Raw genomic sequence first — 13,956 nt, 5'->3', positions numbered from 1 at the left:
GCCGTGAATTGATTTGCATCCTGCTGCATAATGATCACATGGCTTCGACAAGCAAGGTGAGGGTGGCGGTGGCCGGCGCGAGCGGCTACGCGGGTGGCGAGATACTCCGGTTGCTGTGCGGGCACCCCCGTCTGCGATCCGGCGAACTCGAGATCGGCGCACTCACCGCGGGTGGCAACGCCGGGACACTCCTGGGTGCACATCATCCCCATCTGCTCCCGCTGGCCGACCGGGTCCTGCAGGACACGACACCGGAGATCCTCGCCGGACACGACGTCGTCTTCCTGGGCCTGCCGCATGGCGCATCCGCGGTGATCGCCGATGCCCTGCCGCCGACGACGCTGATCATCGACTGCGGGGCCGACTTCCGATTGCGCGACGCCGGTGAATGGACGTCGTACTACGGCGGAGACCACGCCGGGACCTGGCCGTATGGTCTGCCCGAGTTGCCCGGCAACCGGGAAACGCTCCGGGACGCGAGCCGGATCGCGGTGCCCGGTTGCTATCCGACGGTCTCGATCCTGTCGTTGCTCCCGGCCATCGCCGCGGGCATCGCCGATCCGCACGTGACCGTCGTCGCGGTGAGCGGGGCATCGGGTGCCGGTCGGTCGCCCAAGGTCGACCTGCTGGCGTCCGAGGTCATCGGGTCCGCGCGGGCCTACGGCGTCGGCGGGGTCCACCGGCACACGCCGGAGATCTCCCAGGCGCTCTCGGTTGCCGCGGAACAGCCGGTGACCGTCTCCTTCACGCCCATCCTCGCCCCGATGGCCCGCGGCATCCTCGCGACGTGCACCGCGCGCACCGGGGCCACCGCGGAGGAGGCCCGCGCGGTCTACGAGAAGGCCTATGCCGACGAGGAATTCGTGCACGTGCTGCCGGAGGGGCGACTGCCTGCCACCGGTTCGGTGATCGGCTCCAACGCCGTCCAGCTCGGCGTGACCGTCGACGAACGCGCACAGACCCTCGTGGTCGTCGGCGCAGTCGACAACCTGACCAAGGGGACCGGCGGCGCCGCGGTCCAATCGATGAACCTGGCGCTGGGCTGGACCGAGAACGAGGGACTGAGCACCGTGGGAGTGGCACCGTGACCGGATCACAGGGCAGCGCGGAAACAGAGCAGGACCGGATCGAGGGCGGCGCCCCCGGCGATCACCCGCGGCTCGTGCGGAACCAGGGCGTCACCGCGCCCCTGGGTTTCCGGGCCGCCGGAATCGCGGCGGGCATCAAGGCATCCGGTGCGCTCGACCTCGCACTCGTCTTCAACGAGGGCCCTGACCATTCCGCCGCCGGCGTCTTCACCCGCAACCAGGTGAAGGCAGCACCGGTGCTGTGGTCACAGCAGGTCCTCACCACCGGCCGGCTGCGCACCGTGATCCTCAACTCCGGCGGCGCGAACGCCTGTACCGGACCGGGTGGCTTCCAGGACACCCACAAGACCGCGGAGGCGGTGGCCGACGCGCTGAGCAACTGGGGGACCAGCACGGGCGCCGTGGAGGTCGCGGTGTGCTCCACCGGACTGATCGGCGACCGGCTGCCGATGGACAAGGTCCTCGCCGGGGTCACCGAGATCGTCCAGGACATGGGCGGCGGCCTGTCCGGCGGCACCGACGCGGCCCACGCGATCATGACCACCGACACCGTCCCCAAACAGGCTGCGCTGCACCACCCGCAGGGGTGGAACGTCGGCGGCATGGGCAAGGGCGCCGGAATGCTGGCGCCGTCGCTGGCGACGATGCTGGTCGTGCTCACGACCGACGCGGTGGCCACCGCCGAGCAGCTCGACACCGCCTTGCGCAGGGCGACGGCACGCACCTTCGACCGGCTCGACATCGACGGCTCGTGCTCGACGAACGACACGGTTCTGCTGCTGAGTTCGGGCGCCAGCCAGATCCCGGTCGAGCAGACCGATCTCGATGACGCGGTGTTCGCTGCCTGCGACGATCTCGCCGCCCAGATGATGGCCGACGCCGAGGGGGTCACGAAGCGGGTCGTGATCACGGTCACCGGCGCGCACACCGAGGACGACGCGCTGACCGTCGCCCGTGCCGTCGCGCGAGATTCGCTGGTGAAGACCGCCCTGTTCGGGTCGGATCCGAACTGGGGGCGGGTACTCGCCGCGGTCGGCGCGTCGCCGGTGACCGTCGATCCCGACCGGATCGCGGTGTCGTTCAACGGCAACCCGGTGTGCGAGAACGGTTTCGGGGTCGAGGGCGCGCGAGATGTGGACCTGTCCGGCCCCGACATCGCCGTCGTCGTCGACCTGAAGCTGGGAGAGTCGGCGGCCAGTGTCCGGACCACCGACCTCTCCCATGCGTACGTCGAAGAGAACTCGGCGTATTCGTCATGAGCGAGACGACATCGGGCGTCCACCCGATCGACCCCGCGGCCGGCCTGGCCAAGGCGAAGGTCCTCGCCGAGGCCCTGCCCGCGCTGCAGCGACTCGCCGGCGCGACCGTCGTCGTCAAGTACGGCGGCAACGCCATGATCGACGATGAGTTGAAGAAGGCGTTCGCGGCGGACATGGTCTTTCTGCGCGCCTGCGGCATGCATCCCGTGGTGGTGCACGGTGGTGGCCCGCAGATCTCGGCGATGCTGAAGCGACTGGGACTCTCGGGTGAGTTCAAGGGCGGTTTCCGGGTGACGACCCCCGAGGTCATGGACGTCGCCCGCATGGTTCTCTTCGGTCAGGTCGGGCGGGAGCTCGTGGGCCTGATCAACTCGCACGGACCGTATGCCGTCGGCATCACCGGCGAGGATGCCCACCTGTTCACCGCGACGCGGCGCACGGTGCTCGTCGAGGGTGTTCCCACCGACATCGGCCTCGTCGGCGACATCGCGTCGGTCAACACCTCGGCGGTGCTGGATCTGGTTGCCGCCGGCCGCATCCCGGTCGTCTCGACGATCGCGCCGGACCGCGACGGGGTGGTGCACAACATCAACGCCGACACCGCGGCCGGTGCTCTCGCCGAGGCGTTGGGGGCGTCCCGGCTGGTGATGCTGACCGATGTCGAAGGCCTGTACACGGACTGGCCCGACCGCGGATCCCTGGTCTCCCAGATCGACACCGACGCACTCACCGCGCTGTTGCCGTCGCTGGATTCCGGCATGGTCCCCAAGATGGAGGCCTGCCTGCGCGCCGTCACCGGCGGCGTCGACCGCGCACACGTGATCGACGGGCGTGTCGCCCATTCCGTACTGGCCGAACTGTTGACCGAGAGCTCGACCGGCACCACCGTCGTCGTGCCTGAGGAGGACGCATGACCGCGCCACTGCAGCAGCGCTGGGCACAGTCGCTGATGAACAACTACGGCACACCCCCGATCGCCCTCGTGGAGGGCTCGGGAGCGTATGTCACCGACGCCGATGGCAAGCGCTACCTCGACCTGCTCGGCGGGATCGCGGTGAACGCCCTCGGCCACGCCCACCCGGCGATCGTCGACGCGGTCACCCACCAGCTCCAGACGCTCGGGCACGTGTCGAACCTGTACATCGCCCCGCCCGTCGTCGAACTCGCCGAGGCATTGCTCGGCCGGTTCGGCCATCCGGGTCGCGTGTTCTTCTGCAACTCCGGCACCGAGGCGAACGAGGCCGCGTTCAAACTGGCCCGACGGACCGGACGGCCCGAGATCGTCGCGGCGGAGCAGGCCTTCCACGGACGCACCATGGGTGCGCTCGCGATGACCGGTCAGCCCGCCAAACGCACTCCGTTCGAACCGATGCCGCCGGGCGTCCGGTTCGTTCCCTACGGTGACGTCGACGCGCTCGACGCCATGGTCACCGACCAGACCGCCGCGGTGATCCTCGAACCGATCCTCGGCGAGGCAGGCGTCGTCGTGCCCCCGGCCGACTACCTGGCGGCCGCTCGCCGGATCACCGAGGAGCGCGGCGCGCTGCTGATCCTCGACGAGGTGCAGACCGGCGTCGCGCGCACCGGTACGTTCTTCGCCCATCAGCAGGTGGGCGTGGTCCCCGATGTGATGACGCTTGCGAAGGGATTAGGCGGTGGCCTGCCCATCGGCGCGTGTATCGCCACCGGTCCGGCGGCCGACCTGTTCGGGCCGGGCCAGCACGGCACCACTTTCGGTGGCAATCCGGTCAGTGCGGCTGCCGCGCTGGCCGTCCTGGGGGTCATCGAAGCCGACGGTCTCCTCGATTCCGTTGCCGCGGTGGGGAAGTCGATCGCAACCGGCATCGAGGACCTGCAGCATCCGCTGGTCTCGCATGTGCGTGGATCCGGCCTGTTGCTCGGTGTCGTGCTGACGCAGCCGCTCTCGCAGCGCGTCGAGGCCGCCGCCCGGGACGCGGGGTTCCTGATCAACGCACCCGCGCCCGACGTCCTGCGCCTGGCCCCGCCGCTGATCCTCACCGAGCAGCAGGGACAGGATTTCGTGCGCGCGCTACCGACACTGCTCGACACCGCCGCCACATCGAACGAGGGGGACAAGCCATGACCAGACATTTCCTGCGCGACGACTACCTGACCCCGGCCGAGCAGGCCGAGGTGCTCGCACTCGCGGCCGAGGTCAAGGCGAAGCCGTTCGACTTCCGGCCGCTGGAGGGCCCCCGCGGGGTCGGGGTGATCTTCGACAAGAACTCCACCCGCACCCGGTTCTCGTTCGAGGTCGGCATCGCCCAGCTCGGCGGTCATGCGGTCGTCGTCGACGGCCGGACGACACAGCTCGGCCGCGAGGAGACCCTGGAGGACACCGGCCTCGTCCTGTCCCGCTTCGTCGACGCCATCGTGTGGCGGACGTTCGGGCAGGACCGGCTCGAGGCGCTGTCCTCGACCGCCACCGTCCCGGTCGTCAACGCGCTGTCCGACGAGTTCCACCCCTGCCAGGTGCTCGCCGACCTGCAGACGATCGCCGAGCACAAGGGCCAGCCGGCGGGCCTGACGATGACGTACCTGGGTGACGGCGCGAACAACATGGCGCATTCGCTGGCGCTCGGCGGCGTCACGGCCGGCATGCACGTCGTCCTCAGCTCGCCGGACGGCTTCCAGCCGGACCCGGCGGTGATCGCCGACGCCGAGAAGCGTGCCGCGCAGACCGGCGGCTCGGTGACGCTCGAGACCGACCCCGTCGCCGCCGCGACGGGGGCCGACGTCCTGGTGACCGACACCTGGGTGTCGATGGGGCAAGAGGACGACGGAAAGGACCGCACGGCGCCGTTCCGGCCGTACCAGATCAACGATGACCTGCTCATGCATGCCGCCGATGATGCGATCGTGCTGCACTGCCTGCCGGCTCATCGTGGCGACGAGATCACCGCCTCGGTGATCGACGGACCCCGCAGCGTCGTGTTCGACGAGGCGGAGAACCGCCTGCACGCGCAGAAGGCCCTGCTGATCTGGCTGTTGGACCACCAGTGAGCGGACACCCACGATGACCGCCGGAGCCGAACCCTCGGAAAGCCGCCTCGCCGCCACCCGGGCGGGTCGTCATGCGCGCATCATCGAGATCTTGTCCACGCATCAGGTACGCAGCCAGTCGGAGCTGCAGCGGTTGCTCGCCGAGGAGGGCGTCGACGCCACCCAGGCCACCCTGTCGCGCGACCTCGACGAACTCGGGGCCGTGAAGCTGCGGGCAGCGGACGGCGGCGCCGGGGTCTATGTGGTGCCCGAAGACGGTTCGCCCGTCCGCGGTGTGTCCGGCGGCACCGACCGGCTCGGCCGGCTCGTGTCGGACCTTCTGGTCTCGACCGACAGCAGTGGCAACCTCGCGGTGTTGCGAACGCCCCCGGGCGCCGCGCACTACTTGGCGGCTGCGCTCGACCGGGCGCGCCTGCCCGACGTCGTGGGGACGATCGCCGGGGACGACACGATCTTCGTCGTCGCGCGCGAGCCGCTCGACGGAGCGGAACTCGCCCGCCGGATCGAGGGCCTCGTGTAACCCTCGCCGCATCGACATTCTCGGTTCCGCCTCCGCGGAACCGGCAGACCACACCAAACGAACAGCCGAGACACCGCCAACCGGATACCCGGGCGGTGTCGTCGGAACACCGGGGCCGATGATGGACTCGGTCATCGCGCAGAACAGGAGCTTCACCTCATGGCAGAACGTGTCGTACTCGCATACTCAGGCGGCCTGGACACCTCGGTCGCGATCAGCTGGATCCAGAAGGAGACCGGCAAAGAGGTCGTCGCCGTGGCACTCGACCTCGGTCAGGGCGGCGAGGACATGGAGGTCATCCGCCAGCGCGCACTCGACTGCGGCGCGGTCGAGGCCGTCGTGGTCGATGCCCGCGACGAGTTCGCCGACGAGTACTGCCTCGGCGCGATCACCTCGAATGCGCTCTACATGGATCGTTATCCGCTCGTCTCGGCGCTGTCGCGCCCGCTGATCGCCAAGCACCTGGTCACCGCCGCCCGTGATCACGGCGGCACCGTCGTCGCCCACGGATGCACCGGCAAGGGCAACGACCAGGTCCGCTTCGAAGTCGGTTTTGCCACCCTGGCGCCCGATCTGCAGGTGCTCGCGCCGGTCCGCGACTACGCCTGGACCCGCGAGAAGGCGATCGCCTTCGCCGGGGAGAACGACATCCCGATCAACGTGACCAAGAAGTCGCCGTTCTCGATCGACCAGAACGTGTGGGGACGCGCGGTCGAGACCGGCTTCCTCGAGGACCTGTGGAACGCGCCGACGAAGGACGTCTACGACTACACCGAAGACCCCACCGTCAACTGGAACTCGCCCGACGAGGTCATCATCGGCTTCGACAAGGGCCGCCCGGTCAGCATCGACGGCCGCCCGGTGAGCGTCCTCGAGGCGATCCAGGAACTCAACCGTCGGGCCGGCGCCCAGGGCGTCGGACGCCTCGACGTGGTGGAGGACCGCCTGGTGGGCATCAAGAGCCGCGAGGTCTACGAGGCGCCCGGCGCCATGGTTCTCATCCGCGCACACGAAGAACTCGAGCACGTGACCATCGAGCGCGAGCTCGGCCGCTACAAGCGCGGCACCGACCAGAAGTGGGCCGAGCTGGTGTACGACGGTCTCTGGTTCTCGCCGCTGAAGCGGTCGCTGGACGCGTTCGTCGCCTCCACGCAGGAGCACGTGACCGGCGAGATCCGGCTGACCCTGCACGGCGGCACGATCGCCGCGACCGGCCGCCGCAGCTCGGAGTCGCTCTACGACTTCAACCTCGCGACCTACGACGAGGGCGACACCTTCGATCAGTCCGCGGCCCGCGGCTTCGTCGAGCTGCACGGCCTGTCGTCGAAGATCGCCGCGAAGCGGGACCTGAATCTGTGAGTGCGGGCACCGGCGGCGGCAGCGGCCCGGAGACCGGCGGGACGACCAACCAGGGTTCGCTCTGGGGCGGTCGCTTCGCCGGTGGACCGGCGGAGGCGATGGCCGCGCTGAGCAAGTCGACCCATTTCGACTGGGCCCTGGCCCCGTTCGACATCGAGGCGTCCAAAGCGCATGCACGGGTGCTGAACAAGGCCGGGCTGCTCACCGCCGAGGACCTCACCGGCATGCTCGACGGGCTCGATCGCCTGGCCGCCGATGTCGCCGACGGCAGCTTCGGGCCGGCCGAGTCCGACGAGGACGTCCACGGCGCCCTCGAGCGTGGCCTGATCGAGCGCGTCGGTCCCGAACTCGGGGGCCGGTTACGCGCGGGGCGCTCACGCAACGACCAGGTCGCGACCCTGTTCCGGATGTGGCTGCGCGCCGCCATGCGGCGGGTCGCGTTGGGCCTGCTCGACGTCGTCGACGCGCTCACCGCACAGGCGGCGGCCCATCCCGACGCGATCATGCCGGGCAAGACGCACCTGCAGGCCGCACAGCCGGTCCTGCTGGGGCACCATCTGCTGGCGCACGCGCAACCACTCCTGCGCGACATCGACCGGCTCGCCGACGCGGATCGTCGAACCGCGGTGTCGCCCTACGGTTCCGGCGCCCTGGCCGGCTCCTCCCTGGGCCTCGATCCGGCGGCGATCGCCGCCGACCTGGGCTTCGACGCACCCGCGGAGAACTCGATCGACGCCACCTCATCGCGCGACTTCGCTGCGGAGGCCGCGTTCGTCTTCGCGATGATCGCAGTCGACCTCTCCCGGTTGTCCGAAGAGGTGATCATCTGGAGCACACCGGAATTCGGCTACGTGACGCTGGCCGACGCGTGGTCCACCGGCAGCTCGATCATGCCGCAGAAGAAGAACCCGGACGTCGCCGAACTGATGCGCGGCAAGGCCGGTCGTCTCATCGGCGACCTCACCGGATTGCTCGCCACACTGAAGGCGCAGCCGCTGGCGTACAACCGGGACCTGCAGGAGGACAAGGAACCGGTCTTCGACGCGGTGGCCCAACTGGAGCTGCTGCTGCCCGCGGTGACCGGCCTGGTCGCCACGCTGGAGTTTCACACCGATCGCATGGCGGAACTCGCGCCGGCGGGTTTCACCCTGGCCACCGACATCGCCGAATGGATGGTCCGACAGGGCGTGCCGTTCCGGGTGGCGCACGAGGCCGCGGGTGCGTGTGTCCGCGAGGCCGAGTCCCGGGGCGTCGGCCTGGACGAACTCGACGACGCGACGCTGGCCGGTGTCCATCCGGCGCTGACGCCGGCGGTGCGTGACGTCCTGACCGTCCGCGGTTCGGTCGAGTCGCGCAACGCGCACGGCGGCACCGCACCCGGACAGGTCCGGCGGCAGATCGACGTCGTCACGGCCCAGACCGCCGATCTCCGGACACGCTGGACCGCTGGGCACGGCGGGCGCCACTGATCCCGGACGACTGGGTACAGTGACCTGTGTCACCGACGCCGCGTCAATCAACGCGCTGGTGAGGCCGGTACACCGACGACGGGAGGATCGACACGATGGCGGTGTGGGACGGGGGCCCCGATCTCGTGGGGGTGGTCGGCAGGGTGTTGGCCACTGCGCAGAACGGCCTCGAGGTGCTGCGGTTCGGTGGACTGGAGACCGGCACCGAACCGGCGCCCTTCGCGGTCGTCGAGACACACAAGATGTTCCGGCTGCGTCGGTATTTCCCGAACGATCCGTCGACCGGTCCGAACATCGTCCTGGTGCCGCCGATGATGGTGTCGGCCAACGTCTATGACGTCACCGAGCACAACGGTGCGGTGTCGATTCTGCACCGCAACGGCATCACGCCGTGGGTCGTCGACTTCGGTTCACCCGACTCCGAAGAAGGCGGGATGGAACGCAATCTCGCCGACCACGTGGTCGCGATCAGCCACGCGATCGACCTGATCGTCGAGGCGACCGGCCGTGATATCCACCTCGCCGGGTATTCGCAGGGCGGGATGTTCGCCTACCAGACCGCGGCCTACCGCCGGTCCAAGGGGATCGCGAGTCTGATCACGTTCGGCAGCCCCGTCGACGTCCTCGCCGCACTGCCCCTGGGGCTGCCCGCGGGACTGGTGGCCCCGGCGGCCGAGTTCCTGGCCGACAAGGCGTTCTCACGCAACCTCTGGGTGCGGGATTGGATGGCGCGCACCGGCTTCCAGCTCCTGGATCCGGTGAAGACGGTGCGCAGCCGCATCGACTTCCTGCGCCGTCTGCACGATCGTGAGGCGCTGCTGCCACGGGAGGACCAGCGCCGCTTCCTGGAGGCCGACGGCTGGGTCGCATGGTCCGGCCCGGCGATCGCGGAGCTGCTCCGGCAGTTCGTGGCGCACAACCGCATGGTCTCCGGCGGCTTCGTGATCAACGGCGATCTGGTGTCCCTCGCCGAGATCACCTGCCCGGTGCTCGCGTTCGTGGGCGATGCCGACGACATCGGGCAACCGGCGGCGGTACGGGGCATCGTCCGCGCCGCGCCCGACGCGGAGGTGTACGAATCCACCTTGCCGGCCGGACATTTCGGACTCGTGGTCGGTAGCGCGGCCGGTGAACACACCTGGCCGACGACCTCCGACTGGGTGAACTGGCTCTCCGACAACGGTCCGCGGCCCGAACTCGTCTCCGAGATGTCGCTCGTCGAGCCGGGTCACGGCGGCGGGGTCAGCCTGTCGTCGCGACTCACGCACGGGGTGGGGTCGGTGGCCGACGCCGGCACCGCCGCCTCGCGCGAATTGCTCGGCCTGGCCAACTCCCTGCAGCGCACCTCGCGAGCCGTCGCCTCGGAGTCGGTGCGGACCGTCCCGCGATTGTTCCGGCTGGGACAGATCCAGAGCGGGACGCGCATTTCCCTGTCGAAGCTGATGGCCGAGAACACCAAGCGCGGCGGCGACAAGGAACTGTTCCTCTTCGAGAACCGTGTGCTCACCCACGCCCAGGTGAACACGCGTATCGACAACGTGGTCGCCGGGCTGGTCGACTGCTGCATCCGCCCCGGCCAGCACATCGGCGTCCTGATGGACACCCGGCCGAGCGCCCTGGTCGTCATCGCGGCGCTCTCGCGTCTGGGCGCGGTGGCGGTGCTGCTCGCCGCGGACGCCGACGTCCGCGAGATGATGCGGCTCGCCGACAGCTCGGTCATCGTCACCGACCCCACCAATCTCGATCTCGCCAGTACCGCCTCCGACCGCGTCCTGGTACTCGGCGGCGGCAGTGGCGACTCCCGGGCGATCGACGGTGCGGACGGCACGTCGATCGTCGACATGGAACGCATCGATCCCGACGAAGTCGTGATGCCGACCTGGTACCGGCCCGACCCCGGTCTCGCGGGCGACCTCGCGTTCATCCTGTTCAGCCGGGCTTACGGCAAGCTCGTCCCGTGGCCGGTGACCAACCACCGGTTCGCGATGTCGGCCTTCGGCGCCGCGGCCGCGGCGGCGCTCACCGACCGCGACACCGTGTACTGCCTGCCGCCGCTGCACCACGCGTCGGGGCTGCTCACGACCCTGGGGGCGACGGTGGTCGGGCGGTCGAGGATCGCGCTGTCGAACGGCATCGATCCCAAGAACTTCGCCGTCGAGGTGCAGCGCTACGGCATCACCGTCGTGTCCTACACCTGGTCGATGCTCAGCGGCATCGTTCGCGACCCCGACTTCCACATCAACCAGCACAACCCGATCCGGTTGTTCATGGGCTCGGGTATGTCGGCGGGACTCTGGGAGGACGTGTGCTCGAGTTTCCCCCGCGCGCGCATCCTCGAGTTCTTCGCGACCGCCGACGGCTCGGCGATCCTCGCGAACGTCTCCGGGGACAAGTTGTCCTCCGTCGGCCGGCCACTTCCGGAGACGAACCCGGTCGAGGTCGCGGCCTACGACATCGTCGGCGACCGGTTGCTCATCGACGACTCGGGCTTCGTCCGCCGGGCGGAGACGGGGGAGCCCGGTCTGCTCCTCGCCAAGGCCAAGCACAAGTTCGACACCAACGGGACGGTGCTCCGCGACGTCTTCACGACGCGTGATCGGTGGGAGGTGTCGGGTCACTTGTTCGTGCGCGACGCCGACGGCGACCTGTACTTCCTCGGAGCGACCGACCGCGTGCTCCGGACCGCGGACGGCCCGGTGTTCATCCCCCCGATCGCCCACGCCCTGTCCCGACTGAAGAGCGTCGACCAGGTCGTCGTCTACGGGGTCGGCGAACCCGGCCACCAGGTCGTCGTCGCGGCGATGACCCTCCGGCCCGGGGTCACGCCGGACTCGCTCACGGTCACACAGCTGCGGATCGCGCTGGGGGAGTACCGGGCCGAGGAGCGCCCTCATCTCGTCCACGTCGTCGACGAGATCCCGCAGTCGGCGTCGTTCCGCCCGCTCAGCACCGGTCTGGTCGAGGAGGGACTTCCGAAACCGGGTGCGCGCGTCTGGTATCGCGACGACGAAGGGCGCTATCGCAGGTACACGAGGACCGTGGCGGAGAAGCTGGACTGGAGCGGGACCTCGACGCGCAATGCCCTAGGCTGATCCGGGTGACGACACGCGCTGAGGCCATCGACCCGATCGTGCGCGAACGCCTGGCCTGCCCGCAGGACCACGGTCCGCTGGTCGACGCCGGCGACGAGCTCTACAACCCGCGGCTGCATGTCGCCTACCGCATCGACTCCGACGGCATCCCGGTGATGCTCGTCGACGAGGCGCGCACGGTCGACGACGCCGAGCACGTGCGCATCGTCGGTTCTCAGCCGGAGTAGCCCGCCTGCGGGCGTCACCTCGACCGCACCTCGATCTCGTCGGATGACAAGATCGAGGGGTGAGTGCTGACAACGTCGAACCCCCCCGACCGGCCGAGTCCTTCCGGCCGACTGCCGTCCCCGCCACCGTCGACATCCTCGACGAACTGCAATGGCGCGGGCTGATCGCCCAGTCCACCGATCTCGGTGCACTGGGGGAGGCGCTCGCCAACGGACCGGTCACGTTGTACGCGGGCTTCGACCCGACGGCGGCGAGTCTGCACGCCGGTCACCTCGTCCCGTTGCTGACCCTCAAGCGTTTCCAGTTGGCGGGTCATCGTCCGATCGTCCTCGCGGGCGGCGCCACCGGTCTGATCGGTGATCCTCGCGACGTGGGCGAGCGGACGATGAACTCGGCCGACACCGTGGCCGAGTGGGCCGCGCGTATCGATGCGCAGCTTCGGCGGTTCGTCGACATCGACGACACCCCTACGGGCGCCGTGGTGGTGAACAACCTGGACTGGACCGGCAAGCTGTCGGCGATCGAGTTCCTCCGCGACCTGGGTAAGCACTTCTCGGTGAACGTGATGCTCGCGCGCGACACGGTGAAGCGACGCCTCGAAGCCGACGGCATGAGCTACGCGGAGTTCAGCTACCTGCTCCTGCAGTCGAACGACTTCGTGGAACTGAACCGCCGGTACGGATGTGTGCTGCAGATCGGTGGTTCCGACCAGTGGGGCAACATCGTCGGCGGCGTGGATCTGGCCCGTCGACTCGACGGCTCGGCGCTGCACGGGATGACGGTTCCGCTCGTGACCTCGTCGGACGGCAAGAAGTTCGGCAAGTCCACGGGTGGGGGCAGTCTGTGGCTCGACCCGGAACTGACGAGCCCCTACTCCTGGTACCAGTACTTCGTGAACACGGCGGACGCCGATGTCATCCGTTACCTGCGCTGGTTCACCTTCCTGGGGCGCGAGGAGATCGACGAACTCGAACGTGCCACCGCCGAGACCCCGCACCTGCGGCGCGCACAGCGCACACTCGCCGCCGAGATGACGACCCTCATCCACGGTCAGGCCAACACCGATGCGGTCCAACTGGCCAGCCAGGCACTGTTCGGTCGGGCCGAGCTCGATGAACTCGACGAGGCGACCCTCGCGGCCGCGGTCGGGGAGACCTCGATCGCCGAGTACAGCGAGACCCGTCCGACGATCATCGAGTTGCTGGTCGACACGAAGCTGTCGGAGTCCAACAAAGCTGCTCGCCGTGCAGTGTCCGAGGGCGGCGCCTACGTGAACAACACCAAGATCACCGACCCGGAGTGGCAGCCGGCCGACGCCGATCTGCTCCACGGGCGGTGGTTGGTGGTGCGTCGCGGCAAGAAGAGTTTCGCCGGCGCCAAACTGGGCCTCTGACCTGGCGATTTGACGCGTTGTTCGCGCCTGTGTAACTTAATCGACGCACCGCAGAGAGCAACTCCCCCGGAGCCGCAAGCCCCGGGGAAGTAACAGCGCCCGAGCCACTCGCTCGGGCCGCCTGTGCGGGCCACTCCCGAGAAGAAGAGCGTGAGTATTTCTCGCGCTCTGGGAAAGCTCATCGGAGCCGGCTTCACATCGAAGGCGTCTGGTGGGTGTGTGTTCTTTGAGAACTCGATAGTGTGTTGGCGGATTGTTTGATGCCATATTGTGGTGTCAGATGGTTTGCTTGGATGATGTGTCCGCGGCTTTGATGTCGCGTGACGCTGATGAGTTTATTTTTTGATGCCAGTTTTTTTTGAGGATTATTTTGGTCAGGTTTTGCTTTCCTGGTTGAAGATTTTGTGTTGAAACGTCGGCCCTTTTGGGGCTGGTTTGGTTTCTACATTTTTTCATGGAGAGTTTGATCCTGGCTCAGGACGAACGCTGGCGGCGTGCTTAACACATGCAAGTCGAACGGAAAG

The 13,956-nt window shown here is 68.6% G+C and carries 11 protein-coding genes and 1 rRNA gene; all 12 read left to right on the top strand.

Translation table 11 applies throughout. The annotated features are described in order from the left end of the window. Nucleotides 1-38 precede the first annotated feature (38 nt). Nucleotides 39-1,088 (top strand): N-acetyl-gamma-glutamyl-phosphate reductase, encoded by a 1,050-nt coding sequence (argC, locus tag B1818_RS14805; protein ID WP_078113156.1) that lies wholly within the window; start codon nt 39-41, stop codon nt 1,086-1,088. Then, the gene (gene argJ, locus B1818_RS14800) at nt 1,085-2,347 is read left to right on the top strand and encodes a bifunctional glutamate N-acetyltransferase/amino-acid acetyltransferase ArgJ (protein WP_078113155.1); all 1,263 of its coding nucleotides are present in this window, start codon (nt 1,085-1,087) and stop codon (nt 2,345-2,347) included. The genes argC and argJ overlap by 4 nt, the downstream gene beginning before the upstream one ends. Next, entirely contained in the window at nt 2,344-3,261 is a 918-nt protein-coding gene (gene argB / locus B1818_RS14795) for an acetylglutamate kinase (RefSeq protein WP_078113154.1), read from the top strand. The genes argJ and argB overlap by 4 nt, the downstream gene beginning before the upstream one ends. Further along, entirely contained in the window at nt 3,258-4,451 is a 1,194-nt protein-coding gene (locus tag B1818_RS14790; protein WP_058253844.1) for an acetylornithine transaminase, read from the top strand. The genes argB and B1818_RS14790 overlap by 4 nt, the downstream gene beginning before the upstream one ends. Beyond that, nucleotides 4,448-5,371: an ornithine carbamoyltransferase gene (gene argF / locus B1818_RS14785; protein ID WP_078113153.1), complete on the top strand. Its 924-nt coding sequence runs from the start codon at nt 4,448-4,450 to the stop codon at nt 5,369-5,371. Before B1818_RS14790 ends, argF begins: the two co-directional genes overlap by 4 nt. A gap of 13 nt (nt 5,372-5,384) precedes the next feature. Continuing rightward, on the top strand, nt 5,385-5,891 hold the full coding sequence (locus B1818_RS14780; RefSeq protein ID WP_010844368.1) for an arginine repressor: 507 nt from the start codon (nt 5,385-5,387) through the stop codon (nt 5,889-5,891). 159 nt (nt 5,892-6,050) lie between these two features. Further along, nucleotides 6,051-7,250, top strand: coding sequence for an argininosuccinate synthase (locus tag B1818_RS14775; protein WP_058253842.1), 1,200 nt, complete (start codon nt 6,051-6,053; stop codon nt 7,248-7,250). After that, nucleotides 7,247-8,719, top strand: coding sequence for an argininosuccinate lyase (argH, locus tag B1818_RS14770; RefSeq protein ID WP_058253841.1), 1,473 nt, complete (start codon nt 7,247-7,249; stop codon nt 8,717-8,719). The genes B1818_RS14775 and argH overlap by 4 nt, the downstream gene beginning before the upstream one ends. 95 nt (nt 8,720-8,814) lie before the next feature. Next, complete coding sequence (locus B1818_RS14765; protein ID WP_078113152.1) at nt 8,815-11,811, top strand: AMP-binding protein; 2,997 nt, start codon at nt 8,815-8,817, stop codon at nt 11,809-11,811. 5 nt (nt 11,812-11,816) lie between these two features. Beyond that, on the top strand, nt 11,817-12,038 hold the full coding sequence (locus tag B1818_RS14760) for a Trm112 family protein (RefSeq protein WP_078113151.1): 222 nt from the start codon (nt 11,817-11,819) through the stop codon (nt 12,036-12,038). A gap of 59 nt (nt 12,039-12,097) precedes the next feature. Then, the gene (tyrS, locus tag B1818_RS14755; protein ID WP_078113150.1) at nt 12,098-13,432 is read left to right on the top strand and encodes a tyrosine--tRNA ligase; all 1,335 of its coding nucleotides are present in this window, start codon (nt 12,098-12,100) and stop codon (nt 13,430-13,432) included. Between the two features lie 451 nt (nt 13,433-13,883). Further along, nucleotides 13,884-13,956: ribosomal RNA gene (locus B1818_RS14750) — 16S ribosomal RNA — on the top strand; the annotation flags it as partial.

Origin of the sequence: Gordonia sp. IITR100, assembly GCF_002009645.1 — a bacterium.
Lineage (GTDB): Bacteria > Actinomycetota > Actinomycetes > Mycobacteriales > Mycobacteriaceae > Gordonia > Gordonia hongkongensis.
The sequence above is the reverse complement of the archived record's forward strand: the minus strand, read 5'-3'. Positions and strand labels throughout refer to the sequence as shown.